The sequence below is a fragment of the Escherichia sp. WS338 genome, assembly GCF_046486405.1.
Classification (GTDB): domain Bacteria; phylum Pseudomonadota; class Gammaproteobacteria; order Enterobacterales; family Enterobacteriaceae; genus Escherichia; species Escherichia coli.
Map to the genome: position 1 here is coordinate 45,905 of NZ_JBJQLL010000010.1, position 26,959 is coordinate 72,863.

General features: G+C 50.0%; 23 protein-coding genes and 1 tRNA gene. 9 read left to right on the plus strand and 15 right to left on the minus strand.

Annotated elements, in window-relative coordinates; genetic code table 11:
• Positions 1-3 precede the first annotated feature (3 nt).
• Positions 4-693, plus strand: a complete 690-nt coding sequence (gene trmH, locus ACJHWT_RS11375) for a tRNA (guanosine(18)-2'-O)-methyltransferase TrmH (protein ID WP_001070187.1) — start codon at positions 4-6, stop codon at positions 691-693.
• A 5-nt stretch (positions 694-698) separates the two neighbouring features.
• Positions 699-2,780 carry an ATP-dependent DNA helicase RecG gene (recG, locus tag ACJHWT_RS11380; protein WP_000678399.1) on the plus strand — a complete coding sequence of 694 codons (2,082 nt, stop codon included), beginning with the start codon at positions 699-701 and terminating at the stop codon, positions 2,778-2,780.
• A 175-nt stretch (positions 2,781-2,955) separates the two neighbouring features.
• Here recG and gltS read toward each other — a convergent pair whose 3' ends face one another.
• Positions 2,956-4,161, minus strand: coding sequence for a sodium/glutamate symporter (gene gltS, locus ACJHWT_RS11385; RefSeq protein ID WP_000468836.1), 1,206 nt, complete (start codon positions 4,159-4,161; stop codon positions 2,956-2,958).
• Between the two features lie 278 nt (positions 4,162-4,439).
• Here gltS and xanP point away from each other — a divergent pair, with 278 nt between their 5' ends.
• Positions 4,440-5,831, plus strand: coding sequence for a xanthine/proton symporter XanP (xanP, locus tag ACJHWT_RS11390; RefSeq protein ID WP_001295238.1), 1,392 nt, complete (start codon positions 4,440-4,442; stop codon positions 5,829-5,831).
• Positions 5,832-5,951: 120 nt separating this feature from the next.
• Complete coding sequence (locus ACJHWT_RS11395) at positions 5,952-7,661, plus strand: AsmA family protein (RefSeq protein ID WP_000668608.1); 1,710 nt, start codon at positions 5,952-5,954, stop codon at positions 7,659-7,661.
• 42 nt (positions 7,662-7,703) lie between these two features.
• Here the strand turns inward: ACJHWT_RS11395 and ACJHWT_RS11400 are convergent, their stop codons facing one another.
• The 10 genes from ACJHWT_RS11400 to ACJHWT_RS11445 all read right to left on the minus strand — a co-directional run bounded on the left by ACJHWT_RS11400 (position 7,704) and on the right by ACJHWT_RS11445 (position 18,652).
• Positions 7,704-8,384 (minus strand): D-lyxose/D-mannose family sugar isomerase, encoded by a 681-nt coding sequence (locus tag ACJHWT_RS11400; protein ID WP_001318114.1) that lies wholly within the window; start codon positions 8,382-8,384, stop codon positions 7,704-7,706.
• Positions 8,365-9,297: an ROK family protein gene (locus ACJHWT_RS11405; RefSeq protein ID WP_000559088.1), complete on the minus strand. Its 933-nt coding sequence runs from the start codon at positions 9,295-9,297 to the stop codon at positions 8,365-8,367. Before ACJHWT_RS11405 ends, ACJHWT_RS11400 begins: the two co-directional genes overlap by 20 nt.
• A gap of 47 nt (positions 9,298-9,344) precedes the next feature.
• Positions 9,345-10,205, minus strand: a complete 861-nt coding sequence (locus ACJHWT_RS11410) for a ketose-bisphosphate aldolase (protein ID WP_000961378.1) — start codon at positions 10,203-10,205, stop codon at positions 9,345-9,347.
• A gap of 80 nt (positions 10,206-10,285) precedes the next feature.
• Positions 10,286-11,137, minus strand: a complete 852-nt coding sequence (locus ACJHWT_RS11415) for a class II fructose-bisphosphate aldolase (RefSeq protein ID WP_000457133.1) — start codon at positions 11,135-11,137, stop codon at positions 10,286-10,288.
• 11 nt (positions 11,138-11,148) lie between these two features.
• Complete coding sequence (locus ACJHWT_RS11420) at positions 11,149-12,240, minus strand: PTS fructose transporter subunit IIC (protein WP_000654324.1); 1,092 nt, start codon at positions 12,238-12,240, stop codon at positions 11,149-11,151.
• 24 nt (positions 12,241-12,264) lie between these two features.
• A complete protein-coding gene (locus tag ACJHWT_RS11425) occupies positions 12,265-12,579 on the minus strand; it encodes a PTS fructose transporter subunit IIB (RefSeq protein WP_001028073.1) in 315 nt (104 codons plus the stop codon).
• 17 nt (positions 12,580-12,596) lie between these two features.
• The gene (locus ACJHWT_RS11430) at positions 12,597-13,067 is read right to left on the minus strand and encodes a PTS sugar transporter subunit IIA (RefSeq protein ID WP_000355548.1); all 471 of its coding nucleotides are present in this window, start codon (positions 13,065-13,067) and stop codon (positions 12,597-12,599) included.
• A gap of 26 nt (positions 13,068-13,093) precedes the next feature.
• Positions 13,094-14,647 (minus strand): BglG family transcription antiterminator, encoded by a 1,554-nt coding sequence (locus tag ACJHWT_RS11435; RefSeq protein ID WP_001318115.1) that lies wholly within the window; start codon positions 14,645-14,647, stop codon positions 13,094-13,096.
• A 294-nt stretch (positions 14,648-14,941) separates the two neighbouring features.
• Positions 14,942-17,260 carry an alpha-xylosidase gene (gene yicI / locus ACJHWT_RS11440; protein WP_000702930.1) on the minus strand — a complete coding sequence of 773 codons (2,319 nt, stop codon included), beginning with the start codon at positions 17,258-17,260 and terminating at the stop codon, positions 14,942-14,944.
• Between the two features lie 9 nt (positions 17,261-17,269).
• Positions 17,270-18,652 carry a glycoside-pentoside-hexuronide family transporter gene (locus tag ACJHWT_RS11445; RefSeq protein WP_000834421.1) on the minus strand — a complete coding sequence of 461 codons (1,383 nt, stop codon included), beginning with the start codon at positions 18,650-18,652 and terminating at the stop codon, positions 17,270-17,272.
• A 292-nt stretch (positions 18,653-18,944) separates the two neighbouring features.
• Here ACJHWT_RS11445 and ACJHWT_RS11450 point away from each other — a divergent pair.
• The 4 genes from ACJHWT_RS11450 to ACJHWT_RS11465 all read left to right on the plus strand — a co-directional run bounded on the left by ACJHWT_RS11450 (position 18,945) and on the right by ACJHWT_RS11465 (position 22,286).
• A tRNA-Sec gene (locus ACJHWT_RS11450) sits at positions 18,945-19,039 on the plus strand.
• 52 nt (positions 19,040-19,091) lie between these two features.
• Complete coding sequence (locus ACJHWT_RS11455) at positions 19,092-20,129, plus strand: virulence RhuM family protein (protein ID WP_001280586.1); 1,038 nt, start codon at positions 19,092-19,094, stop codon at positions 20,127-20,129.
• A 569-nt stretch (positions 20,130-20,698) separates the two neighbouring features.
• The gene (locus tag ACJHWT_RS11460; RefSeq protein WP_000509808.1) at positions 20,699-21,196 is read left to right on the plus strand and encodes a hypothetical protein; all 498 of its coding nucleotides are present in this window, start codon (positions 20,699-20,701) and stop codon (positions 21,194-21,196) included.
• Between the two features lie 166 nt (positions 21,197-21,362).
• A complete protein-coding gene (locus ACJHWT_RS11465; RefSeq protein ID WP_000535959.1) occupies positions 21,363-22,286 on the plus strand; it encodes a carboxylate/amino acid/amine transporter in 924 nt (307 codons plus the stop codon).
• 3 nt (positions 22,287-22,289) lie between these two features.
• Here the strand turns inward: ACJHWT_RS11465 and nlpA are convergent, their stop codons facing one another.
• On the minus strand, positions 22,290-23,108 hold the full coding sequence (gene nlpA / locus ACJHWT_RS11470) for a lipoprotein NlpA (RefSeq protein WP_000779405.1): 819 nt from the start codon (positions 23,106-23,108) through the stop codon (positions 22,290-22,292).
• A 221-nt stretch (positions 23,109-23,329) separates the two neighbouring features.
• On the opposite strand from nlpA, the gene yicS reads away from it, so the two are divergent.
• Entirely contained in the window at positions 23,330-23,623 is a 294-nt protein-coding gene (gene yicS / locus ACJHWT_RS11475; RefSeq protein WP_001297978.1) for a protein YicS, read from the plus strand.
• A 40-nt stretch (positions 23,624-23,663) separates the two neighbouring features.
• On the opposite strand, the gene nepI is transcribed toward yicS, so the two are convergent.
• The 3 genes from nepI to adeQ all read right to left on the minus strand — a co-directional run bounded on the left by nepI (position 23,664) and on the right by adeQ (position 26,904).
• Positions 23,664-24,854: a purine ribonucleoside efflux pump NepI gene (gene nepI / locus ACJHWT_RS11480; RefSeq protein ID WP_001696324.1), complete on the minus strand. Its 1,191-nt coding sequence runs from the start codon at positions 24,852-24,854 to the stop codon at positions 23,664-23,666.
• Between the two features lie 210 nt (positions 24,855-25,064).
• Positions 25,065-25,517 carry a DUF1198 domain-containing protein gene (locus ACJHWT_RS11485; protein ID WP_001295241.1) on the minus strand — a complete coding sequence of 151 codons (453 nt, stop codon included), beginning with the start codon at positions 25,515-25,517 and terminating at the stop codon, positions 25,065-25,067.
• A 52-nt stretch (positions 25,518-25,569) separates the two neighbouring features.
• Positions 25,570-26,904, minus strand: a complete 1,335-nt coding sequence (gene adeQ, locus ACJHWT_RS11490; RefSeq protein WP_001696325.1) for an adenine permease AdeQ — start codon at positions 26,902-26,904, stop codon at positions 25,570-25,572.
• Between the last annotated feature and the right edge of the window lie 55 nt (positions 26,905-26,959).

A 26,959-nucleotide genomic window follows, 5' to 3' on the forward strand; every position in this document is an offset into this window, starting at 1 on the left:
TTTATGAACCCAACACGTTATGCACGCATCTGCGAAATGCTCGCCAGGCGGCAGCCTGATCTGACCGTCTGCATGGAGCAGGTCCACAAACCTCATAACGTTTCTGCGATTATTCGTACCGCAGATGCCGTTGGTGTACATGAAGTTCATGCTGTCTGGCCTGGTAGCCGGATGCGCACCATGGCTTCGGCAGCTGCGGGTAGTAACAGCTGGGTACAGGTGAAAACGCACCGCACCATTGGCGATGCCGTCGCTCATCTGAAAGGCCAGGGCATGCAGATTCTGGCAACCCATCTTTCTGATAACGCTGTCGATTTCCGCGAAATTGATTACACTCGCCCGACCTGTATTTTGATGGGACAGGAGAAAACAGGCATCACGCAGGAAGCGTTGGCCCTGGCGGATCGGGACATCATCATACCGATGATCGGCATGGTGCAGTCGCTGAATGTTTCCGTTGCCTCAGCCCTCATTCTTTATGAAGCCCAGCGCCAGCGGCAAAATGCAGGCATGTACCTGCGTGAAAACAGCATGTTGCCGGAAGCAGAGCAACAACGCCTGCTGTTTGAAGGCGGCTATCCGGTGCTGGCGAAAGTCGCAAAACGCAAAGGCCTGCCTTACCCCCACGTTAATCAGCAAGGCGAAATTGAAGCCGATGCTGACTGGTGGGCTACCATGCAGGCTGCAGGGTAAGTGCCATGAAAGGTCGCCTGTTAGATGCTGTCCCGCTCAGTTCCCTAACGGGCGTTGGCGCAGCGCTTAGTAACAAGCTGGCGAAAATCAACCTGCATACCGTGCAGGATCTACTCTTACACCTTCCCCTGCGCTACGAAGATCGCACCCATCTCTACCCCATCGGAGAACTACTACCGGGCGTTTATGCCACGGTGGAAGGCGAAGTGCTGAACTGCAATATCTCCTTCGGCGGTCGGCGGATGATGACCTGCCAGATCAGCGACGGTTCCGGCATTCTCACCATGCGCTTTTTCAACTTCAACGCGGCAATGAAAAATAGCCTGGCGACAGGCCGCCGCGTGCTGGCCTATGGCGAAGCAAAGCGCGGTAAATATGGTGCGGAGATGATCCACCCGGAATACCGCGTGCAGGGCGATCTCAGTACGCCAGAGTTGCAGGAAACGCTAACGCCGGTTTACCCAACAACGGAAGGCGTAAAGCAGGCCACGCTGCGTAAATTAACCGATCAGGCGCTGGATCTGCTCGACACCTGCGCCATTGAAGAACTCCTGCCGCCGGAACTGTCACAAGGAATGATGACGCTACCGGAAGCGTTGCGCACTTTGCACCGCCCGCCGCCGACGCTACAGCTTAGCGATCTCGAAACCGGGCAGCATCCAGCACAACGCCGTCTGATTCTGGAAGAACTGCTTGCGCACAACCTCAGCATGTTGGCGTTACGCGCTGGTGCACAACGTTTCCATGCCCAGCCGCTTAGCGCCAATGACGCGCTGAAAAATAAACTCCTCGCAGCCTTACCGTTCAAGCCAACGGGCGCACAGGCACGCGTGGTGGCGGAGATCGAGCGCGATATGGCGCTGGATGCGCCGATGATGCGCCTGGTACAGGGCGATGTAGGTTCCGGTAAAACGCTGGTCGCTGCCCTCGCCGCGCTGCGTGCGATTGCGCACGGCAAACAGGTGGCATTGATGGCACCAACCGAATTACTCGCCGAACAGCACGCGAATAACTTCCGCAACTGGTTTGCACCGCTCGGTATCGAAGTGGGCTGGCTCGCCGGTAAGCAGAAAGGTAAAGCGCGACTGGCACAGCAGGAAGCCATCGCCAGCGGTCAGGTGCAGATGATTGTCGGTACACACGCCATCTTCCAGGAACAGGTGCAGTTTAACGGTCTGGCGCTGGTGATTATCGACGAACAGCATCGTTTTGGCGTGCATCAGCGTCTGGCGTTATGGGAGAAAGGCCAGCAGCAGGGCTTCCATCCGCATCAGTTGATCATGACCGCGACGCCGATCCCCCGCACGCTGGCGATGACCGCGTATGCCGATCTCGATACCTCGGTGATAGATGAGCTGCCGCCAGGCCGCACGCCAGTGACGACAGTGGCAATCCCGGATACGCGTCGTAACGACATTATCGACCGCGTGCGCCACGCCTGTATGACTGAAGGGCGTCAGGCGTACTGGGTGTGCACACTCATTGAAGAGTCAGAGTTACTGGAAGCGCAGGCGGCGGAAGCTACCTGGGAAGAGTTGAAACTGGCGCTACCAGAGTTGAATGTTGGTCTGGTACACGGACGGATGAAACCAGCCGAGAAGCAGGCCGTCATGGCATCATTTAAACAAGGCGAGTTACACCTGCTGGTTGCCACTACCGTTATTGAAGTCGGCGTTGATGTGCCTAACGCCAGCCTGATGATTATCGAAAACCCGGAGCGTCTGGGTCTGGCGCAGTTGCACCAGCTTCGCGGGCGTGTAGGTCGTGGTGCGGTGGCTTCTCACTGCGTGTTGCTCTACAAAACACCGCTCTCTAAAACGGCGCAAATTCGCCTGCAGGTACTGCGCGACAGCAACGACGGTTTTGTGATTGCACAGAAAGACTTAGAGATTCGCGGACCGGGTGAACTGTTAGGTACGCGTCAGACGGGTAATGCTGAGTTTAAAGTGGCGGATTTACTGCGCGATCAGGCGATGATCCCGGAAGTTCAGCGCCTGGCGCGACATATTCACGAACGTTACCCACAACAAGCAAAAGCCCTGATAGAACGCTGGATGCCGGAGACGGAACGTTACTCGAATGCGTAAAAGGCGGCGGTGAGAAGACCGCCGCTTCAGGTTACCCTACCTTCCTGCCGGATGTGCTTCGTCCTACAAAAACCTATAAACTCAATAAATTGTGAATCAATGCGCAGCCTTGATAAGCGAAGCGTATCAGGCATTTGTCTTCGTTGCGGCGGCACTTCTACCGCCGCTTCATCGGTTAACCGGCAAAAATCGGCAACATTAAATACAGCTTAATCACCAGCGCGTTAACGATATCAATAAAGAACGCACCGACCATCGGCACTACCAGGAATGCCATGTGCGACGGGCCAAAACGTTCAGTGATCGCCTGCATGTTGGCGATTGCCGTTGGCGTTGCACCGAGGCCAAAACCACAATGACCCGCAGCCAGCACCGCCGCATCGTAGTTTTTGCCCATCATGCGCCAGGTAACGAAGATGGCATACAACGCCATGAAGATGGTCTGTACCACCAGAATCGCCAGCATCGGCAGCGCCAGCGAAGCCAGCTCCCATAGTTTCAGCCCCATCAGCGCCATCGCCAGGAACAACGACAGGCTTACGTTACCCAGCACGGATACCGCACGCTCAAAGACGCGGTAAAAGCCCATCATTGACAGACCGTTGCTCAGAATCACGCCAACAAACAGTACACAGACGAAGGTCGGCAGTTCAAAAGCAGTGCCAGCCAAAAGTTGCGCAACAATTTTCCCCACCGTCAGGCAGATAGCAATCAGCGCGATAGTTTCAATCAGCACCAGCGAGGTGATCATGCGGCCCACATCCGGCTTTTCGAACGCCGTCGGGACTTCCTGGTCATCCGGAATACCGTTCGGCGTGGTGGAGTGTTTCACCAGATAGCGCGCTACCGGACCGCCAATCAAGCCGCCCAGCACCAGACCAAACGTCGCACAGGCCATCGCCACTTCCGTCGCATTGGTGAAGCCATAGCGTTCAATGAACAATTTACTCCACGCAGCGCCCGTACCGTGACCGCCGGAAAGCGTAATAGAACCGGCCAACAGCCCCATCAGCGGATCAAGCCCTAACAGGCTAGCCATACCAATGCCAATGGCATTTTGCATCACCAACAGACCAACAACCACAATCAAGAAGATGCCAACCACACGCCCACCGGCACGCAAACTGGCAATGTTGGCGTTCAGGCCAATGGTGGCGAAGAATGCCAGCATTAACGGATCGCGCAGGGACATATCAAAGTTGACTTCCCAGCCCATGCTTTTTTTCAGTACCAGTAGCGCCAGCGCCACCAACAAACCACCCGCAACAGGTTCCGGTATGGTGTATTTCTTCAAAAAGGAGACGGAATGGACCAACTTACGCCCGAGCAGCAACGTCAGCGTTGCGGCAACAAGCGTTGCTAAAGTATCGAGATGAAACATAGTTACTCCTTTGTATCCGCATCACTCTTTCATACTCGTCATACTTCATCGCGCAGTGGCAACTTATGAACTATGACGGGTATCGAGTTATGCTTTCCTGGGTCAAATTCTCAGCTGTTAATGAACAAATGGCATGGATTTTAAGCAGAAAAATACCAAAAGTTATATAAAAAAGTGCATTTATCTCATTTAAATATTTAGATGAGGATGTGGCAAACGTTTGCTTTTCTCTTTCGGTCAGCTAAAATGCCCGCTTTGCTACCACGGGATTGTTTTCGATGTCTGTTTCCACCCTCGAGTCAGAAAATGCGCAACCGGTTGCGCAGACTCAAAACAGCGAACTGATTTACCGTCTTGAAGATCGTCCGCCGCTTCCTCAAACCCTGTTTGCCGCCTGTCAGCATTTGCTGGCGATGTTCGTTGCGGTGATCACGCCAGCGCTATTAATCTGCCAGGCGCTGGGTTTACCGGCACAAGACACGCAACACATTATTAGTATGTCGCTGTTTGCCTCCGGTGTGGCATCGATTATTCAAATTAAGGCCTGGGGTCCGGTTGGCTCCGGGCTGTTGTCTATTCAGGGTACCAGCTTCAACTTTGTTGCCCCGCTGATTATGGGCGGTACCGCGCTGAAAACCGGTGGTGCTGATGTTCCTACCATGATGGCGGCTTTGTTTGGCACGTTGATGCTGGCAAGTTGCACCGAGATGGTGATCTCCCGCGTTCTGCATCTGGCGCGCCGCATTATTACGCCGCTGGTTTCTGGCGTTGTGGTGATGATTATCGGCCTGTCGCTAATTCAGGTGGGGCTGACCTCCATTGGCGGCGGTTACGCAGCCATGAGCGATAACACCTTCGGCGCACCGAAAAATCTGCTGCTGGCAGGCGTGGTTTTAGCCTTAATTATCCTGCTTAACCGTCAACGTAACCCTTACTTACGCGTGGCCTCACTGGTAATTGCGATGGCGGCCGGATATGCGCTGGCGTGGTTTATGGGCATGTTGCCAGAAAGCAACGAACCGATGACACAAGAACTGATTATGGTGCCAACGCCGCTCTATTACGGTCTTGGCATTGAATGGAGTCTGCTGCTGCCGCTGATGCTGGTCTTTATGATCACTTCGCTGGAAACCATTGGCGATATCACGGCGACCTCTGACGTTTCCGAACAGCCAGTGTCCGGTCCGCTGTACATGAAACGCCTGAAAGGCGGCGTGCTGGCAAACGGCCTGAACTCGTTTGTTTCGGCGGTGTTTAACACCTTCCCGAACTCCTGCTTCGGGCAGAACAACGGAGTGATCCAGTTAACCGGTGTTGCCAGCCGCTATGTCGGTTTTGTCGTCGCGCTGATGTTGATCGTGCTGGGTCTGTTCCCGGCAGTGAGCGGTTTTGTACAACATATTCCAGAACCGGTTCTGGGCGGCGCAACGCTTGTAATGTTTGGCACCATCGCCGCCTCCGGTGTGCGCATTGTGTCTCGTGAGCCGCTGAACCGTCGGGCGATTCTGATTATCGCGCTGTCGCTGGCGGTCGGTCTGGGCGTGTCTCAGCAGCCGCTGATTTTGCAGTTTGCCCCTGAGTGGCTGAAAAACCTGCTCTCCTCCGGGATCGCCGCGGGCGGTATTACTGCCATCGTGCTGAATCTGATTTTCCCACCAGAAAAACAGTAATTCACTGGCGGCGGTAAGATAATTACCGCCGCAGTCTCACCTCTTTCACCATTCCCGCCTTGAGGATTGCGCGTAAATCGTGCATAACTCCCTTATGTGCTTTTCACGGGATGGAAGACCATGAAATTTATTGGGAAGCTGCTTCTTTACATTCTCATCGCTCTGTTAGTGGTGATCGCTGGCCTCTATTTTCTTCTGCAAACCCGCTGGGGAGCAGAACATATCAGCGCATGGGTTTCCGAGAATAGCGACTATCATCTGGCCTTCGGAGCGATGGATCACCGTTTTTCCGCGCCATCTCATATCGTGCTGGAGAACGTCACGTTTGGTCGTGATGGCCAGCCCGCGACCCTGGTGGCAAAAAGTGTCGACATTGCGCTAAGCAGTCGGCAACTGACCGAACCACGCCATGTCGATACCATCCTGCTGGAAAACGGGACGCTGAATCTCACCGACCAGACCGCGCCGCTACCGTTCAAAGCCGATCGTCTGCAACTGCGTGATATGGCGTTTAATAGCCCGAATAGCGAATGGAAACTAAGCGCGCAGCGAGTAAATGGCGGCGTGGTTCCGTGGTCACCTGAAGCCGGTAAAGTGCTGGGTACGAAGGCGCAGATTCAGTTTAGTGCCGGATCGCTTTCGCTCAATGATGTTCCTGCCACCAATGTACTGATTGAAGGCAGTATTGATAACGATCGCGTTACGCTGACTAACCTGGGTGCCGACATCGCCCGCGGGACATTAACCGGAAACGCGCAGCGTAACGCCGACGGCAGCTGGCAAGTGGAAAATCTGCGGCTGGCGGATATCCGTCTACAAAGCGAAAAATCGCTAACCGATTTCTTTGCGCCATTACGCTCTGTCCCGTCGTTGCAGATTGGTCGCCTGGAAGTCATCGACGCTCGTTTGCAAGGTCCGGACTGGGCGGTGGCCGACCTCGATCTCAGCTTGCGCAACATGACCTTCAGTAAAGATGACTGGCAGACACAGGAAGGTAAACTGTCGATGAACGCCAGCGAGTTTATTTATGGCTCGCTGCATTTATTTGATCCGATTATAAACGCGGAATTTTCCCCGCAGGGCGTAGCACTGCGCCAGTTCACCAGCCGCTGGGAAGGGGGTATGGTCAGAACGTCAGGAAACTGGCAACGCGACGGGAAAACGCTGATCCTCGATGATGCGGCAATTGCCGGACTGGAATATACCTTGCCCAAAAACTGGCAACAGTTGTGGATGGAAACGACACCCGGTTGGTTAAACAGCCTGCAACTGAAGAGATTTAGCGCCAGCCGCAATCTGATCATTGATATCGACCCTGACTTCCCGTGGCAGCTCACCGCGCTCGATGGTTACGGTGCCAATCTGACGCTGGTTACCGATCATAAATGGGGCGTCTGGAGTGGCTCGGCGAATCTGAATGCCGCCGCCGCGACATTCAATCGTGTTGATGTCCGTCGTCCGTCGCTGGCGCTAACTGCCAACAGCAGCACGGTGAATATCAGCGAACTGAGTGCATTTACTGAAAAAGGCATTCTGGAAGCCACCGCCAGTGTTTCACAAACGCCACAACGTCAGACCCATATCAGCCTGAATGGACGCGGTGTGCCGGTGAATATTTTGCAACATTGGGGATGGCCTGAATTACCGTTGACTGGCGACGGCAATATTCAGCTTACCGCCAGCGGCGATATTCAGGCCAATATCCCGCTGAAACCTACGGTTAGCGGGCAATTGCATGCCATGAACGCCACAAAGCAGCAAGTGACTCAAACCATGAATGCAGGCGTCGTTTCCAGTGGCGAAGTTACATCGACGGAGCCGGTGCAGTAAATACGCGGGCGCTAACGGATATCAACGTTAGCGTCCCCGCTATTACCGCAAAACAGCATACTCACTGCACAATAACCATTTTACCGGTTCATCTTCTTCTATCGCCGGAAAACGTCCTCCCGGCTCAAGAAAATAATTATCGTGTTGGTCATCATTTACCATCGAAATTTCCCAGCCGAGAACAAACGCTTTTTCCGCCCAGAAGCGATGATACAGACGCGGCGGCAGGCAAATGCCCTGCCCCGGCTTTAGCACCAGCGTTTCACCAGGTTTCATGGTACGCCGCTGACCATCAACACTCACGGTAATGACTCGTTGATCATCACAGAGACTGGCTTCGTTGGCCCAGGCCAACTGCATGCATAAGTCTCCACCGCCCCGATTGAGGATATCTTCCATTTTGTGGGTGTGAAAATGCCAGGGAGTCTGCTGATCTTGTTGGATCTGCAACATTTTCTCAGCATACGGTTTTGGATATGCCGCCGACCCCAGCGCGCCGTTGCGCATCGTTAGCAGTGTTAGTCCCGTTTGGTTGAAATCACCACGACCAAAATCGGTGATATCCCAACCGAGCTGTAAGTCGACCACTTCTTGCCAGTTATCCCGTTCCCGCTGCAGCCAGTCATCCACCGTAAAATAGGCGAACTCTGGCAAACAAACGCGGAAGGTCTGCGCAATGGCATGTGCTTTATCAATAACATAATTAATTTGTGAACGTTTCATTGGCTTCTCCGTTGCGCATAGCAAGCCAGGCAGCGCCACGCATTCCGCTACTGTCGCCGTGCTGTGCTTTTACAATGGGAGTGGTGAATTGATCGGTGAAAACCAGTGGAGCGACTTCTGCGTTCAGATCGGTGATAAGCAGTTCCACATTCGAAAGCCCGCCGCCGATCACAATCACGCCAGGGTCAACAACATTAACGATGGTTGCCAGCGTGCGGGCAAGCTGTTGGCGAAAACGTGCCACCTGCTGCATGGCACAAGCATCACCACGTTGTGCCAGGGTGACAATCGCCGCAGGAGTGAGCAAGTTACCAGTCATCTGTTGATAGCGTTCACTAAAACCGCTGCCGGAAACAAACGACTCCACGCAGTTGTGTTTGCCGCAATAGCAACTGACTGATGGACCATCTTCCTGCTCCGTATAGCCTGGCAACGTGATATGACCGCATTCGGCAGCATTTCCCCAGGCCCCTATAAACGGTCGTTGCTTGATGGCAATGCCACCGCCGCAGCCCGTACCAAGCGTAATACCAAATACCACGTCATAATCTTGCCCGGCACCGTCGCAAGCTTCTGATAGCGCGAAACAGTTACCATCATTGGCTATCACCACCGGTTGCCCAAGCAATTGCTGCAAATCAGCCTGTAACGCATGACCGTTAATCACCTGAATATTCGCGTTTTTAATCAGGCCAGTGAGTGGCGAGATACTGCCGGGTAAGGCGATCCCTGTCAGCATCGGTCGTTGAACGTCCCGCCTAATCTGCTCGATAAGCGCCACAACGCATGAGACAAATTGTTGATATGTCGACTTTTGCGTCGGGCAGCGGTAACGGCGAATCTCCCAGCCATGCGCATCCATGACGACGGCGGCGATTTTGGTCCCACCAATATCCAACCCCAGATAGTGCATATCTCGTTCCTTGTTGCGTAAAAGGCGGGTCACCCCGCCCTTCTGGCTTAGTACAGTGATGCTTTACCGAGCGAACCGAACAGTTTCATTTTGTGGCGAATGACTTCCCGCGCCGCGTTAATCGCATCCGGATAGATGACGTTCGGGTCCCACCAGCTCTCTTTAGCGAGAATTTCACGCACTTTCTGGAAATAGGCGTATTTCATATCGCTGGAGATATTGATTTTGCCGACGCCGAGCGTAACTGATTCAGCAATCTCCGCGTCCGGGTTTGCCGAACCACCGTGTAGCACCAGCGGAATATCAATACGTCCGGCAATGTCGCGCAAAATGTCCATTTGCAGCTTCGGCTGCATCCCTTTTGGATAGATGCCATGCGCTGTACCAATCGCCACAGCCAGTGTGTCGGCACCTGTACGAGCAATAAAATCGGCGGCCTGCGCCGGATCTGTGTAGGTCACTTGTGAAACACCACCTTCTACCGACGTTCCTGTTTGTCCGATGGTTCCCAGTTCACCCTCAACCGACACGCCAACCGCGTGAGCGAGGCGAACCACTTCTGCGGTCAGCGCCACGTTTTCTTCATACGGCAGCAGCGAACCGTCGATCATTACTGAGGTAAATCCGCAGCGAATCGCACGCAAAACATGCTCTACAGAGGCACCATGATCGAGGTGCAGTACAAACGGGACCGGACTACGCTGGGTAATTTCGCGAACGTGAGCGAAAAAGGCATCGCCCACAAAATCATGTTCGCTGGGATGGATGGCAATAATCGCCGGAGTATTTGTCGCTTCTGCTTCATCCACGACTGCGCGAAGGAAACAGTTATCCGCCACATTAAATGCGCCAATGGCAAAGCCGTGCTGGCGGGTAGGTTGCAGTAATTCTTTCATCGAAACTAACATGTTAAATCTCCAGTTTCAGCGTGTAGTCCGCCCTGCCGGTGCGTTATTGCACTGGCATAAAGGCCATGACAGAAAATGAATCAGGCTTTGCCGATAGAGCCGCTCGCCTGTAAATACGGTGTAATCGCTTCTTCGAAGGCCAGTTCCATAGCTTTCAGCGCGTCCACCAGTTCAATGGATATATCGTGACAGAGGGTATGCAGGAGCGCGGATTTCCCCCGTTCAAAAATGGCCGCCCCCACGTTGATTTTTGCTACCCCCAGCGTCGTACAGAGCTGGAGCTGATCGAACGGCGTACCGCTACCGCCATGTAATGCCAGAGGCACGCTCGAGCAGCGCGAAATCTCCGCCAGACGCTGAAAATCAATAGCAGGTACAACACCAGGCGCGTACATGCCGTGCGCCGTGCCTACCGAGACGGCCAGTAGATCAATGCCTGTCTGCGCGATAAACGTTTCCACATCAGTGGGTTGTGTCATCAGGTCTGCATTGGCGGCCTGGTCGTAACGCGGCGCATCTGCCAGATGGCCCAGTTCGCCTTCCACGCAGAGCTGCGCGCTGGCGGCGAGTTCCACCACCGCCCTGGTCTGGCGCACGTTTTCCTCCAGGGGAAAAGCAGAAGCATCAATCATTAATCCGCTGAAACCAGCACGAAACGCCTGACGAATACAGTCCGGATTTTTGCCATGATCAAGCGCCAGAGTGACCGGTACTGAGGCAGATTCCGCGAGCGTTTTAACCACTGCCGCCGCGACGGGTGCAGGAAAATGCGCCAGATGCCCCTGATAGAGATTGAGAATGATCGGAGCGCGATTCTTCTCCGCCACGCGGATAGCTGCGTGAGCACTTTCCAGATTCATACAGTTGATCGCCAGCAAGGCGTAATGTTCATGCCAGGCTTTCATCACCATACTTTTCATATCGGCAAACATAGGGCCTCCGGTTATTCGAGGGTGAAAGTGATCTCTTCATCTTTCAGCTTTTGATCGCTCAGTTCGTCAAACTCTTCGTCGCGTTCCGTTACCGGTTTCTTCCAGAGTGAAAGCATCACGCCACAAATCACCGTGCCTATACCCAGCGCCAGGCAAAACAGCAGAGGATGGGTGAACAGAGGCACAACAAACATGCCGCCATGCGGAACCGGACTCTCCACGCCCCACACCATGATTAAGCCGCCCGCGACCGCCGATGCCACCACACAAGATCCCACTACTCGCAGCAGGTCACGCGCGGCGATCGGAATGACTCCTTCAGTGATCATGCAGATCCCCATCGGAAACGCGGCTTTCAGCGCCTCGCGCTCCGCACGGGTATATTTATGGCGTGTCAGTAAGAACGAAAGTGTGATGCCAAACGGAGGGATGATTGAGCCGACAAATTTCACGGCTTCTGGTCCGTAGACGCCACTGACCAGCAAGCCATCGGAAAACAGCGACATGGTTTTGTTGACCGGACCACCGAAATCGAAGGTTGCCATCGCGCCAAGTATGGCCCCCATCAGGAAGCGCGATCCACCCTGCATCGACTCGAGCAAATGAATCAGTGCTTCTTGTAACCAGGCGATGGGTTTACCAATCAGCGTCATCATTAACAGCCCACCGATAATGGTGCTTAATACCGGCAACACCATGATTGGCATGAGTCCTTGCATCGACTGCGGCAGGCGGATATAGCGTTTAAGTAGCAAAATGGTGTAGCCCACCAGGAAACCACCCAACATACCGCCAATAAATCCGGTATGGATTTGCCCGCAGAGAAAGCCGACAATCAGGCCTGGGGCAAATCCGGGACGATCGGCAATAGAATAGGCAATTGCCGCGCTAATCAGCGGCACAATCAGCCCCATTCCCCAGCCGCCAATCTGATTAAGCATCCACGGGATTGTTCCTGTTTTTTCACCAACATCTGTACCGCCAAGAACTTGCCCCAACGCAATACATATCCCGGCGGCCACAATAAGGGGTATCATCCACGAGATGCCGGTTAATAAATGTTTTTTAATTTCCTGTGAAACCGGAATTTTATTGTCTTTCATATTAAGATCCCTCCAGTATAAGGATCATTTGTTTCCCAGTGATTTTTCGACCTTTTCAAGAAATTGAACGGGCGATTTAATGACGATCTCTGTCTTTACTCGCACAATACGTTTATTGGTGAAGCGTTCTTCTCCTTTTATTTTCACATCTACAGCAAGAATCACGACGTCAGCAGCAGAGATATCTGCCGCCTGTAATTCATTTTCTGTACCAATGGTTCCCTGGGTTTCAACTTTAATGGTATGACCCAGAGCTTTTGCTCCTTTGATTAACTTTTCACGAGCAATATAGGTATGAGCAATACCCGCCGTACAGGCGGCAACACAGACAATATTCATGACATACTCCCTGTTATTTAGCAGACATCGGATTGTGCATACTGACTAAAGAGATCAATGATTTTTTGCGGACTCGTCTCAACTAACAATTGTTCTATGATGTCATCATCCGCCAGCGCGCCCGCGACCTGGGAAAGTAAACGGATATGGGTGGTATTTTGATCTTCAAGACGTACCGCAAATAAAATAATACAGCGCACGCTACTGCCATCCAGCGTTTCCCAGGGAATATCCTGCCGGGTACGGCCAATTGCCAGCGTAGTATTAATCACAGCTGAAGATTTACCATGCGGGATCGCAATATGATTTTCAAAACCAGTCGAGCCTTCCGCTTCGCGCTGCCAGACATCTTTAATAAAGGTTTCCCGACAATCGATCGCACCATCTTTTTTGAGAAGATTAGTTAATTCTTCAATCGCCTCCTCTTTATTCGTCGCTTGCATATCTAAAATAACGCGATTCGTATTCAGGATTTTTGTTATGTCCATTCGTCATACCTCATAAAATTCTGACATTAAATTTCAACGACCCGAGATGTCGCATGATGTAATTTTTCCGTAATCACCATTTCAGTGACCCGCTTAATATCGGCATCATTAAAAAAAGCGGTAACATAAGCGACCGGCATAGTGACTGTAGGCAAATTAATGGTCGAAATAATCAGTTCGATATTGTCAGGCAAAACCTGTGATAAATTCGCTGCTGAAATAACATCAACAATCGTCCATTCAGGAAATGCTCGCAGAATACGACTTTTCAGTAGATGCGAAGTTCCGATTCCGGTTGCACAGACCAGTAATACGCGTTTACGGGCAATTTGCCGCTCCATCGCAGCCTGAAAATGAACGGTCAGGTAACCTACTTCATCCTCGCTCACTGCATTCTCACCCCAGGTTTTAAATACCTGATTCACCACATATTGCGTCAACCGCCAGACATCCGCTAGTTCTGCTTTAATATCTTCCAACAATGGATTACGGATATGAATACGATAATTTAGTCGGTTAATCAGCGGTTTAATATGCACCAATAAGCCATCATATAATGCGCTGTCTTCACTAAAATCGCAGTCCACGATGTCACTGAATACCGTAATTAAACGCCAGGTAATCAGACGCGCTTCATTGCTGGCCTGCATATGTGAAATAATGCTAACATCTTTTTGTCCATCAATCGCCACACCTGATGAAATGATATATTGATAAATAAACCAGACTTCATCATCGGGCAATGTATGTGCAATTCGTTGTTCTATCTTATGAATCATCTGACTGGCAACATTAAAGATATTTTCATCATATTGCCTGGTTTGATCTTCTTCTCTTGATAACGCATTCCCGTGCGTGTTGCGATACATCATAATAAGGATGTGAGTAAAAATGTTAACGTAATAAGGTTCTCCCAAAGACCAACTTAATTCATTTTCCATATCCAGTAACAATGACTGGACAAATAACACCTCTTCTTCTCCAAAATAATGGACTAATGCTTTATAACTTCCGGGATCCAGACGTGAATACACGACACCTTGCGGCTCATTATGGTTAATAATGCCGTTAATCAGTAATGCCATTGCCTGTCGGACTTGCCCTTCACTACCTTCAATATGCGTACCACTTGGGCTGCGGATCAATGATAACCCCAACGGCGCAAGCCAGGACTCAATTACTCTCAGGTCATTAACAATAGAGGCTCCGCTGATAAAGTAGCGTTCTGACAATTTACTGATCGACGTTTCATTCGGTGTTTCACTTAATAACTGCGACGCTATTTTAACGCGCCTGGCATTATTCATTACACCATCAATCTCTTCACATTCTGCCACCAACAAATGATCAAGATGCAGCAAATCAGCAATATTCTCCGCGCTTAACATCACACCCGCGCCAGCACGCTTCTCAACATTTATTCTCCATTGTCCCAGCCATTGCTCAAGTAAACGTAAATCACGTTGAATGGTTTTTTCCGAAACATTTAAATAGCCGGCAATCGTAACAATAGTCGTATATTCCCTTCGAGGTAAAAGGAATCGTAATAATCTGTTTTGTCGCGAGGTAATCATTTGCATTTTTTACCCTTATCACAGATTAAGAAGCCCCATATGGAAGAGCTTCAGTTGCCATCTCTGAGGGTAAATATAAAGCAGAATAATTTCACAACAATACTAAAATCTGTCCGTAATCCGGACAGTGATAAAACAAAGCAAGGCGGTTAAGGGATATTTTTCAGCACAGATCACATTTTCGTGATGAATAATCGTGATCATGCTCGCAAATACGATGGAAGAAATATTTATTACCAGATGTGAGATTATTTACCGGATACGACACAAAACCATTCGTATCCGGCATTCTTCAATAGATTACAACGTAATTGTCAGCGCATTCCCTTGAGGAGTCACCACCAGTCCCTGCTCACTTTCAGCCTGCGAACCGCCTTGCAGACCATTTACTTTCACAATATTGCGCAAGCACAGTGTCCAGTTCTTCGCCTCGCCCGTACCAGTCACAGTAATCGTGTTGCCAGTACGTGCTGCTTTTAAAGTAAAGATCACCGAACCGTCAGCATCGGGCACTTCACAGACGGCTTCATGCCCGTCTTGCAGATTAAAGAGGTGGAATGCCGTACCTTCGTGCCACGCGTAATCGGGACGTTGATCGTTGTTGCCCAGCGCCAGTAGGGTGCTATCACGCACATAAACGGGCAGACTCAGGAAGCTGTGCTGCTGTTTATGCCAGCGACTACCGTCGAGTTCATCGTTGTGCCACAGGTGTGTCCAGCGACCTTCCGGCAGGTAGAACTGCACATCGCCCGCTTCAGTGAACACAGGCGCAACCATCACGTTGTCGCCTAACATGTATTGACGGTCAAGGTAATCACAAGCCGGATCATCCGGGAACTCCATCATCATGGCCCGCATCATCGGCGTACCCCGCGCGTTTGCACGTGCAGCTTCACGATACAGATACGGCATCATGCGGCATTTCAGTTGCGTGAAGAAGCGCACCACATCACAGGACTCATCATCGTAGGCCCACGGCACACGATAAGATTTGCTGCCATGTAAACGGCTATGGCTGGAGAGCAAACCAAACGCGCACCAGCGTTTGTAAACGTGCGCCGGAGCGGTATTTTCAAAGCCGCCGATATCGTGGCTCCAGAAGCCAAAACCTGAAAGGCCAATAGACAAACCACCGCGCAGGCTTTCCGCCATTGATTCGTAGTTAGCGTAACAGTCACCACCCCAGTGTACCGGGAATTTCTGCGCACCGACGGAGGCCGAGCGGGCAAACAAGACGGCTTCTTCCTCACCAACGGTGTCCTTGAGCACGTTCCACACCAGTTCGTTGTAGATGTACGCATAATGGTTATGCATTTTCTGCGGCTCGGAACCATCAAACCATTGAACATCGGTTGGAATACGTTCGCCAAAGTCGGTCTTAAAGCAATCAACGCCCATCGCGACCAGACCTTTCAGTTTGTCGGCGTACCATTTGCAGGCATCCGGATTGGTAAAGTCATAAATCGCCAGACCTGGCTGCCATTTATCCCACTGCCATAACGAACCGTCCGGGCGTTTGAGTAAATAGCCTTTCTCTTGTAACTCTTTAAAGACAGGGGATTTTTGCCCGATATAGGGGTTAATCCAGACGCAGATTTTTAGCCCTTTCGCTTTCAGGCGGCGGATCATCCCTTCCGGGTCCGGGAAAGTCAGCGGGTCCCACTCAAAATCGCACCACTGGAAGGCTTTCATCCAGAAACAGTCAAAGTGGAAAACATGCAGTGGCAGATTGCGTTCCGCCATACCATCGATAAAGCTGTTTACCGTCGCTTCGTCGTAGTTGGTGGTAAATGAAGTGGTTAGCCACAGGCCGAAGGACCACGCGGGCGGCAGCGCCGGACGACCAGTAAAACGGGTATAACGATCAAGTACCGCTTTCGGCGTCGGGCCGTCGATAACAAAGTATTCGAGATATTCACTCTCAACGCTGAACTGCACTTTGGAGACTTTCTCCGATCCCACTTCAAAAGAGACGCATTGAGGATGATTGACCAGTACCCCATAACCACGGTTAGTCATATAGAACGGAATATTTTTATACGCCTGTTCAGTACTTGTGCCGCCGTCCCGGTTCCAGGTCTCTACCGTCTGGCCATTGCGCACCAGTGCAGTAAAGCGCTCTCCCAGACCGTAAACTGTTTCGCCAACGCCAAGATCCAGCCGCTCAAACATATAATTTCGTTGACTATTCGTGTCCTGCACGTAGCCATTATTTTTCACCTGACTACCGGTAATACGTTCGCCGTTGTGCAGAAAATCCAGTGACCAGAACTCACCTTTGCTGACACGCGCGCTTAAGTTGCCACTTTTAAACTCAGCATAACGTTCTGTGTTTTCGATTGTGACCTTCACATCCTGCAAAATATTGAGCGGATAATGAGGACCGTTATTCAGCGCCCCCTGAAAATGCTCAATCCGTACACCAACAATACCTTCCTGTGGGGAGAAAAAGCGCAGCGTAAATAAAGGTGTATCAAGCTGCCAGGTACGTTCACGCACATCACGGGGGGCAGCATAGACCACCATTTCATTACCCTGCTGTTCAACCTCGAACACCTGAAGCGGGTGAATCAAATTGAGGCCAGGTTGAATCAACCAGTTTCCGTCGCTAATTTTCATTGCCGTTCCTTAGTTCTGCACTTCTTGAGAGGTGAATTGTTGCTGGCAACGGCGTTTGCCCTGAGCCAGCTGTTCCATAACGGTTTTCAGATTGTGCGTCGTGAGTGAGTAGTAGCGTTTAGCGATAATCGCGCTCAGCAAGTAACAGATCGCCGGAACAATCGTGAATAGCGCGATAATGATGCTAATCGTGGCGCTGTTCTGCGCTTTTTCTGCCGCATCATATCCGCCATAAGCCAGCATCCAGCCGATAAGAGCGCCGCCGAAGGCCAACCCCAGCTTGAGCACAAACAGCGTGCCAGCAAAACTGATCCCGGTCAGGCGTTTACCATTGCACCACTCGCCGTAATCGACGGTATCGGACATCATTACCCACTGGATAGGTGTCACCAGTTGATGCAACACACCAATCACGAAGATGAAGACAAACATGGTGATGCTGGCCTGCATAGGAACAAAGAACATCGCCAGGCTAATCACTGCCAGCAGGGCGTTCGTCCACCAGAAGATAGTGACTTTACATTTCCAGTCGGTCAGCGGTTTCGCCAGTGCGGAACCAATCAGGTTACCCACGCAATAAGTGGTAAGAAAAGCGACAAACACTTCCGGCGTACCCAAAATCCATGTGACGTAATACATCATCGCCCCGCCGCGTACGCATACCGCCAGAATATTGAAAATGGTCAGGAAACCGACAATACGCCACTGGTCGTTTTGCCAGATATCACGTAAATCTTCCCGCATAGACGTCGTTGTAGGTGGTGCTTCAACGCGTTCTTTAGTGGTGAAGAAACAGAATGCCAGCATCATGAATGCCACCACGGAAAGGACCGCGATACCGCCCTGGAAACCGAGTGGTTTATTATCACCACCAATTAAATTAACCAGCGGCATCATCAGCACAGTAGAGAGCATGCCTCCCGCGGTCGCCAGCACAAAACGCCAGGATTGCAGCGAGATACGCTGAGTCGGGTCATTGGTGATTACACCACCCAATGCGCAGTAAGGGATATTAACGATGGTATAAAGTAAGGTAAGTAGGGTGTAAGTAATTGCTGCATAAATCATTTTTCCGTTCATACTGAGATCTGGCGTGCTATAGGCCAGTACACAGACGATCCCAAATGGCAGTGCGCCAAACAGTACCCACGGACGAAATTTACCCCAGCGAGAGCGCGTTCGATCGGCCAACAACCCCATGCAAGGATCGGAAATCGCATCCAGTGCACGAGCGACCAAAAACATGGTTCCGACAAATCCGGCAGGAATGCCAAAAATATCGGTATAAAAGAACATCATATATAACATTACGTTATCGAAAATAATGTGGCTGGCGGCGTCTCCCATGCCATAACCAATTTTCTCTTTAACGGACAACACTTCACTCTTCATCTGCTTTTCCTTGATGCTATAGGGGTGCTGAGACCGATAACGCATTTTGTAAACCATCCCTGCGAGAGCGAATATTCCGATATCTGGTTATTAATTTATGATTCTTGTTTTATGTGATCGTGGTAGCGTTAATTTCGCTCATATATCATTGTAAAATATGAGTTTTATATGAACTATAATGTTTTCGTGATAATACGCTGCGTGTATTAGGCGGAAAAAACTGATCTGGGGGATGTAGAAACTCAAGGAAGTAGCTATAATGCGCCCCGCCTCCATGTAGCAATCGAGGCGCGGAAGATCGTCGTCTCCGGTGAGGCGGCTGGACTTCAAATCCAGTTGGGGCCGCCAGCGGTCCCGGGCAGGTTCGACTCCTGTGATCTTCCGCCAAAATGCCTCTCCTGAACTCTCCCGACGTCAACAACACTCCTTCGGAGGCGACATGTCAGACAAAGACTTAACCCAGCCCCCAGCAGGCGAGTTTATTATGTTTGCCAGCGGTGACGGAAGAGTGCGTGTTGAATGTCGCTTTGAGTCAGACACAATCTGGTTATCTCAGGCGGCAATGGCTGAACTGTACGATAAAGATGTTCGCACTATTAACGAACATTTAATCAATATATTTTCCGAAGGTGAACTTGTTCAAAACTCAACCATCCGGAAATTCCGGATAGTTCGCCAGGAAGGAAAACGTCAGGTTTCCAGAGAGATAGACCATTACAACCTCGAAGCCATTCTCGCTGTCGGCTATCGCGTTCGCTCGCCTCGAGGCACGCAATTCCGCCAGTGGGCCACCCAGACGCTTCAGGAATACCTGATCAAAGGTTTTGTGATGGACGATGAGCGGCTGAAGAATCCGCCTGTCGGTTCATCGGTTGTGCCCGACTATTTTGATGAGATGCTTGAACGCATCCGCGATATTCGCGCCAGCGAGCGTCGGGTATATTTGCGGGTGCGGGAGATCTTTGCTTTAGCTGCCGACTATCAGCCATCGCTTAAAGAAACCACGCAATTTTTTCAAACCATCCAGAATAAACTGCATTTTGCCTGTACCGGGCATACCGCTGCGGAACTCATCCACAAACGAGCAGATGCCAGCCAGCCGCACATGGGCTTGACCAGTTATAAAGGTGAAGAGGTACGTAAGGGCGACGTGACGGTGGCAAAAAATTATCTCACCCAGGATGAGGTCAGCGAACTTAATCGCGTGGTTAATATGTGGCTGGACTTTGCCGAGGATCAGGCCCGTCGTCGTCAGCAAGTCTTTTTGCGCGACTGGCAGGATAAGCTGGATCAGTTCCTGCAATTTAACGACCGAGAGGTTCTACAGGGCGCTGGTAAAATCAGCAAGAAAATGGCCGATGAAAAAGCGCAGGCGGAGTATGTTCAGTTTGCCGAACAACAACGGCGCTTAAAAGAAGCCGAAGGCGAGAAGGATATCGCTGGTTTGCTACAGTGGAATAAAGAGTCGAAAAAGTAGCCCGGAATCCCCCCAAACGCCATACGCAAAACCATTTGGGGGTACTTATGGGGTTACTCATTTATCAAGTTCAAAATATAAACATTAAATCAATAACTTAACCATCAAATGCGACTCCTGTGATCGCCAAAATGCCTCTTCAGTGATCCCCATCCTGCTTATTTCTGAGCAACCTGACCCTGCTGATGTATCTGGTAGTATGACAGAGTGATTCGTTTTTCTTGCCGAGTGTACGAAAACGTCTTCCTTGCCACCGACTATCAACCGTCACTCAAAAAAACCTCTCTTTTTTTCAAGCTATCAAGAATAAGTTGCATTTTATCTGCACCGGACACCAGCCATCCATATATGGCTTTTACCTGCTACAAAGATGAAGAAGTGCATAAATGTGATGTTAAAACAATCAAAGAAAAATTACATGCGCAATAATTTCACTATAACATTATAATCCATGGTGAAAATAACACTGCACAAGGATTGTCATCATCAAACTCATCGGAACTATTTTTTCTGTCGTCATTGGTGTAATACTGATTGTAAGTATCCTTTCAGGAGATTATTTTTGCCGTGTGGGGCATGGAACTTGTAAAGCAGCCAAAAGCGCTAGGCATTTAATTGAAAGTAAAGAGAAAAACAGAAGTAGTCGCGTCAAAGTCTTTAGCACGCATATTAATTTGAGTCATCCAGCGGCATCCTGGCTAGCAACTCAAACTTGCGCTAACAATATATTCAATCTGCTTCAAAACAATAATGCCATTTATTTATTCGAAAACGATAATAAAATTGAACTGCGAATGGGGTATGATTCTTTTTTCTCTATTGAAACGATTGATAAAATTAACAAAGAAAACATCAAAGAAATAAAACTAAAAAATGATACAACATATGTTTCTCTTCCTAATCCAACCATTTTAATAACCACGACATCAACACCTGAACGACAATTTTCTATTTCTGTTCTGGATGATGATAACAAAGAAAATCTACCTACCGATACCGCACCTTGTTTTACAATTGGTATTCCTGATGAATATACTAAAGCCATAGAGTTATTGAACATTAAATAATTAAATTTCATATTGAGTTTTTTTAAATACCATATGAATAATTGTTATATGTCATTATTTCCTCCATTCACTAAAACTGATTGATTACTCTACTCCCTCACCGTCATCGGTAGTGGTATCCTTAACGTATATTGATGAAAAGACAAAACAGTATGCAGAGGGAAAAATGGGTTCCACCAGAAAGGGGATGCTGAACGTTCTGATTGCCGCCGTGTTGTGGGGAAGTTCAGGGGTCTGCGCGCAATACATCATGGAGCAAAGCCAGATGTCGTCGCAGTTTTTGACTATGACGCGTTTGATATTCGCCGGTTTGATTCTGCTGACGCTGTCATTTGTTCATGGCGATAAAATCTTTTCTATTATTAACAATCACAAAGATGCCATTAGTCTGCTGATTTTTTCCGTGGTTGGCGCGCTAACCGTACAGCTCACCTTTTTACTGACCATTGAAAAATCGAATGCTGCCACGGCAACGGTGCTGCAATTCCTCTCACCGACGATTATCGTCGCCTGGTTCTCACTGGTGCGTAAATCCCGCCCGGGCATTCTGGTTTTTTGCGCTATTTTGACATCGCTGGTCGGGACTTTTTTACTGGTGACACACGGTAATCCGACGTCATTATCGATCTCTCCTGCCGCGTTATTCTGGGGCATTGCCTCGGCATTTGCTGCGGCATTCTATACCACCTATCCCTCAACGCTGATTGCCCGCTATGGCACGTTGCCTGTCGTCGGCTGGAGTATGCTGATCGGCGGTCTGATTCTGTTGCCTTTTTATGCCAGACAAGGGACAAACTTTGTCGTTAACGGCAGTTTGATTCTGGCGTTTTTTTATTTGGTGGTCATTGGTACGTCCCTGACATTTAGTCTGTACCTGAAAGGAGCACAATTAATTGGCGGTCCAAAAGCCAGCATTTTGAGCTGTGCAGAACCATTAAGTAGCGCGCTGCTCTCTTTGCTGTTGCTGGGGATCACATTCACATTACCGGACTGGCTGGGAACGCTTCTGATTCTGTCATCAGTGATTTTGATTTCAATGGATTCCCGTCGCCGCGCCAGAAAAATAAATCGTCCGGCGCGGGATGAGTGAGAATTACCAGCCAGGCACCGCGCCACCGTTAAAGATGGTTTCTGCCGCTTTAGCGACTTCAGATGATTGATAAGATTGCAGAAATTCCTTCACGTTTTCTGCATTCTTATTATCTTCCCGTGCTACCAGAATGTTCACATACGGCGAATTTTTATCTTCAATAAATACGCTGTCGTGCACCGGAGAAAGTCCGGTCTGCTGAATGTAAGTGGTGCTGATAATCGCCACATCAACTTTGGGATCATCCAGTACGCGCGGGAGCTGCGCCCCCTCGAGTTCCATAATCTGCAAATGACGAGGATTATCGGTTATATCCAGCGCGGTAGGTAGTAACCCTTTTCCCTCTTTCAGAGTAATTAGCTTCTCTTTTTGCAACAGTAAAAGCGCGCGACCAAGGTTGGTAGGGTCGTTGGGGATCGCCACTGTCGCGCCTTCTTTTATTTGCGCCACGGTTTTGATTTTTTTGGAATAACCCGCCATGGGGAAGACAAACGTATTTCCCACCGCTACCAGTTTATAACCATGCGCCTGATTATCTTGTTCAAGAAAGGGTCGATGCTGGAAGACGTTCGCATCAAGCTCGCCATGATTTGTCGCATCGTTCGGTAGCAACGAACCGCTAAATCCTACCAGTTCAACATCGAGGCCATATTTCTCTTTTGCCACCTTTTTAGCGACTTCCGCGACATCTTGTTCTGCGCCATTAATAACGCCCACTTTAATGTGCTTTTCATCGCTGCTGCTCTGGTCGCAACCTGCCAGCAGAATTCCTGCCAGTAATAATGCGGCCCCCGCCCGTAGATGATGTGTTGTCAGTTTCATTTTTTTATCCTTTTATTAATGATTACCTGACTATAGCGGTAAGGTCGCTGCAGTTTAAAAAACGAAACGCTATCGATAAGAATAAAAAGGAATAAAAGTGGAATATAAAGTCTGGCACTTCTTACTGACCACGCAAACACCTTTCGTACAGCATGATGAGAGCGGCAAAAGCAAACTACACTTATGCTTCATTCGATGCACATTTGCAGAAGGTTGCCGCTATGAAGCCAACGATGCTACTCATGATTACCGTATTCCTGATTTTTCCAGCCATTTCTCAGGCCGAGTCGCCATTCAGTTCTCTACAGTCGGCAAAAGAGAAAACCACGGTATTGCAAGATTTACGTAAAATTTGCACGCCACAGGCGTCATTATCAGATGAAGCGTGGGAAAAGTTAATGTTGTCAGATGAAAACAATAAACAACATATACGCGAGGCCATCGTGGCGATGGAACGTAATAATCAGAGCAATTATTGGGAAGCGTTGGGTAAGGTAGAATGCCCGGATATGTAAGAACGGCAACAACCACTGACCAACGCTTCTTTACCTGATATCAGGATTTCTTCATTTTCACCTTTGCAGTCACCAACAATGCAGTCAGCAACATCAATGTGCCGGACAACATCAGCGGCGAAGTCAGACCAATGTTATCCAACGCATAACCGCCGATTGCCGCACCGCAGGTGTTAGCAAGCTGAATAACGGCCACCTGAATAGATCCAGCCTTTTCTGCCTGATCGGTCAATGAGCGAGTGATCCACGTTGACCAACCAACGGGAATTAAAGCAAAGGTCAGCCCCCAGATAATCGCCACACCAGTAGCAACAATTTTATCGCTTCCCCACAGCGTCAGTACCAGCGCGCTCAGGGCGAGCACAAACGGTGCGCCCGCTAAGGCCAGTTTCACCGAACGTTTGAGAATAAACGACGAAAGCGATGTCCCGACAAAGCTGGCGATACCAAAACTCAGCAGCACCAGGGTTAAGCCATCAACACCGAATCCCGCCAGATTCATATACACTGGGCGAATATAAGTGAAAAAAGCAAACTGTCCGGCAAAGGACATAAAGATGGCGATCATCCCGGCCATCACTCCCGGACGTTGTAATAAGCGGAAAGTATTTTGTTTCTGATGCGAAGGTTCACCTGGCAGCGAAGGCAGCGATTTGATAATCCAGAAAATACACAGCACACCCATCGCCGCCGCCGCATTAAAGACATTGCGCCAACCGATAAGCTCGCCTAAAAAACTGCCCAACGGCGCAGCAATCACCAGCGCAATAGAAACCGCGCCGAAGATCACCGACAGCGCCTTCGGCACCGTACGCGGCGGTACCAGACGCATGGTCAGCGACGCCGATATCGCCCAGAACCCGCCCAGCGCCACCCCCAGACAGGCGCGACCGATTAACAGCAGACTGAATGAGTTGGCAAAGGAAACCAGCAAACAGGAAAGCGTCAGCAAAACGGCGAACAGAATGACAACGTAGCGGCGGTCAGTGGCCTGAATGGTCTGGGTAATAAACAAACTGGCAAACATCGCCACAAAGGCGGTCACGGTCACCGATTGGCCGGCAACCCCTTCCGAAATGCCTAAATCCTGGGCCATTGGCGTCAACAAACTGACAGGCAAAAACTCAACGATAATCAGACAGGCGACGCAAAACGCCACCGAGAAAACGGCTGACCAGTTCGGTCGGGTGATGGCATTCGCGCCGCGGTTTTCAGCAATAAATTCACTCATGGTGTTACCCGTGGCATGTTTCAGGGGAAAAGCCGACCAGTCTAACATTGAAATGTGTGATGCATTTAACGTTTTTGCAACTTTTACGATGTTGCTTGAGCTGGAGTTAAGATCGAAACGGAACAGGGCAAAGATTACCGGATGCGGCGTGAACGCCTTATCCACCCTACAGGTCAGGCGCGGTCTGTAGGCTGATAAGACGAAGCGGTTTTAATGCAGCCAGTGAACGCCCTCGGCAGGCTGAAAGAACGCGTTATAGCGCATCTGAAAAGCATTAATATCCTGCATTTCAGGTTCGGTTTCGCGCAGAAAACCCAGCGCCAGCCTGACCTGAGCATCGGTAATGGGAGCGGCAAGGCGGGCTTTTTGTAAAATCCGATGCCATTGCAGCAAGTTCTGTTCGCTACCATCGACAATGACAATTTGCCAGATGAGCAACACCTGCGCGGCGTTTTGCAGGTGCGACTCATCCGGACGATGCAAATAACGTAAAAATTCGTCACCGGCTGACTTTCCCATTTGATCGACCATCGACTCCACGGGTACGACATCGATGTTCAGCCGATCGCTGAGACGGCGAATCGCTTTTCTGGCCCCGGATGTCAGCACCCGAAAACCAACCACAAACACTACCGCCAGCGTGGCGAGCATTATCCAGATCATGAGTTCTCCTGCGTAATCAGAACTCATGATATCTGGAAACCCTCGCCAGTTACTAATCCACCAGAATAATCTTCAGTGCAAACAGAGCTGCGACCACCACCACACACAGGTTCAGATCGCGCCAGCGCCCGGTGCACACTTTCATGATGCAGTACGACATAAAGCCGAGTGCAATCCCTTCGGTGATCGAGAAAGTAAAGGGCATCATCACCGTGGTAATAAACGCAGGTACCGATTCGGTAAAATCATCCCAGTTAACGCGCGCCAGACTTGAGGTCATCAACACGCCAACAAAGATTAACGCTCCGGCGGTTGCGTAAGGAGGAACCATCGCCACCAGCGGTGAGAAGAACATAACCAACAGGAACATAACGCCGACCACAACCGCAGTCAGCCCCGTGCGACCACCGACTGCCACACCAGAAGTACTTTCAATATAGGCGGTAACAGACGAGGTGCCGATAAACGCACCCGCCACCGAACTGACGCTATCAACATACAGCGCCTTATTCATATTAGGGAATTTACCGTTACTATCTATTAAGCCAGCTTTATCAGTTACACCAATTAATGTTCCTGATGAATCAAATAGGTTGATCAGCATAAAGGAGAAAATGATACCGGCGAGTTCAAGTGATAACGCGCCGCTCAAATCCACTTCACCAATGACGCTGCTAATATCAGGCGGAATGGAATAGACGCCGCTAAAATGAACATCACCGAAAAATAATCCACAGCAAGACGTCACCACAATAGAAACAAGCACCGCGGCATGAAAATGACGTGATGACAACACAGTTATAATAAAAAACCCTAAAATACCTAACAACACGCCGTGAGAACTTAAATCGCCAATCATCACCAGGGTGTCTTTATTGGCGACAATAACGCCAGTATTTTTTAATCCCATTAAGGCGATAAATAATCCGATTCCGCTGGTGATACCAATACGTAAACTTAATGGAATGTTGGAGATCATCCAGTACCGGATACGAAACAGCGTGAGCAAAAATAGCCCAACTGCGCCCCAGAATATCGCGCCCATCCCGGTCTGCCAGGAGATACCCATCGCCCCCACGACCACGAAGGCAAAGAAGGCGTTCAGGCCCATTGCCGGAGCCAGTGCCACGGGTAAGTTAGCAAATACCCCCATCGCAATACTGCCGATACCGGCAATCAAACAGGTGGTAACAAACACCACTTTCGGGTCCATTTGTGCCGCACCGAGGATTTGCGGGTTCACAAAAACGATGTACACCATGGTTAAAAAAGTGGTCATCCCCGCAATCAATTCTGTGCGGACGGTGGTCCCATGCTGAGGTAGTTTAAATAATCGCGAAAGCGTCCCTGATTCATTACTCACGTAATCGGTATTGTCATTATTCATTTTTTTGTCCATTGGAGGAGATTTAATCCCTTGCTTTTGTAAAACAAATGACAAC

Bases quoted from the DNA above. Each gene is read 5' to 3' on its own strand.
- trmH (WP_001070187.1), top strand. From the start codon at position 4: ATGAACCCAACACGTTATGCACGCATCTGCGAAATGCTCGCCAGGCGG.
- recG (WP_000678399.1), top strand. From the start codon at position 699: ATGAAAGGTCGCCTGTTAGATGCTGTCCCGCTCAGTTCCCTAACGGGC.
- gltS (WP_000468836.1), bottom strand. From the start codon at position 4,161: ATGTTTCATCTCGATACTTTAGCAACGCTTGTTGCCGCAACGCTGACG.
- xanP (WP_001295238.1), top strand. From the start codon at position 4,440: ATGTCTGTTTCCACCCTCGAGTCAGAAAATGCGCAACCGGTTGCGCAG.
- ACJHWT_RS11395 (WP_000668608.1), top strand. From the start codon at position 5,952: ATGAAATTTATTGGGAAGCTGCTTCTTTACATTCTCATCGCTCTGTTA.
- ACJHWT_RS11400 (WP_001318114.1), bottom strand. From the start codon at position 8,384: ATGAAACGTTCACAAATTAATTATGTTATTGATAAAGCACATGCCATT.
- ACJHWT_RS11405 (WP_000559088.1), bottom strand. From the start codon at position 9,297: ATGCACTATCTGGGGTTGGATATTGGTGGGACCAAAATCGCCGCCGTC.
- ACJHWT_RS11410 (WP_000961378.1), bottom strand. From the start codon at position 10,205: ATGTTAGTTTCGATGAAAGAATTACTGCAACCTACCCGCCAGCACGGC.
- ACJHWT_RS11415 (WP_000457133.1), bottom strand. From the start codon at position 11,137: ATGTTTGCCGATATGAAAAGTATGGTGATGAAAGCCTGGCATGAACAT.
- ACJHWT_RS11420 (WP_000654324.1), bottom strand. From the start codon at position 12,240: ATGAAAGACAATAAAATTCCGGTTTCACAGGAAATTAAAAAACATTTA.
- ACJHWT_RS11425 (WP_001028073.1), bottom strand. From the start codon at position 12,579: ATGAATATTGTCTGTGTTGCCGCCTGTACGGCGGGTATTGCTCATACC.
- ACJHWT_RS11430 (WP_000355548.1), bottom strand. From the start codon at position 13,067: ATGGACATAACAAAAATCCTGAATACGAATCGCGTTATTTTAGATATG.
- ACJHWT_RS11435 (WP_001318115.1), bottom strand. From the start codon at position 14,647: ATGCAAATGATTACCTCGCGACAAAACAGATTATTACGATTCCTTTTA.
- yicI (WP_000702930.1), bottom strand. From the start codon at position 17,260: ATGAAAATTAGCGACGGAAACTGGTTGATTCAACCTGGCCTCAATTTG.
- ACJHWT_RS11445 (WP_000834421.1), bottom strand. From the start codon at position 18,652: ATGAAGAGTGAAGTGTTGTCCGTTAAAGAGAAAATTGGTTATGGCATG.
- ACJHWT_RS11455 (WP_001280586.1), top strand. From the start codon at position 19,092: ATGTCAGACAAAGACTTAACCCAGCCCCCAGCAGGCGAGTTTATTATG.
- ACJHWT_RS11465 (WP_000535959.1), top strand. From the start codon at position 21,363: ATGGGTTCCACCAGAAAGGGGATGCTGAACGTTCTGATTGCCGCCGTG.
- nlpA (WP_000779405.1), bottom strand. From the start codon at position 23,108: ATGAAACTGACAACACATCATCTACGGGCGGGGGCCGCATTATTACTG.
- yicS (WP_001297978.1), top strand. From the start codon at position 23,330: ATGAAGCCAACGATGCTACTCATGATTACCGTATTCCTGATTTTTCCA.
- nepI (WP_001696324.1), bottom strand. From the start codon at position 24,854: ATGAGTGAATTTATTGCTGAAAACCGCGGCGCGAATGCCATCACCCGA.
- ACJHWT_RS11485 (WP_001295241.1), bottom strand. From the start codon at position 25,517: ATGATCTGGATAATGCTCGCCACGCTGGCGGTAGTGTTTGTGGTTGGT.
- adeQ (WP_001696325.1), bottom strand. From the start codon at position 26,904: ATGAATAATGACAATACCGATTACGTGAGTAATGAATCAGGGACGCTT.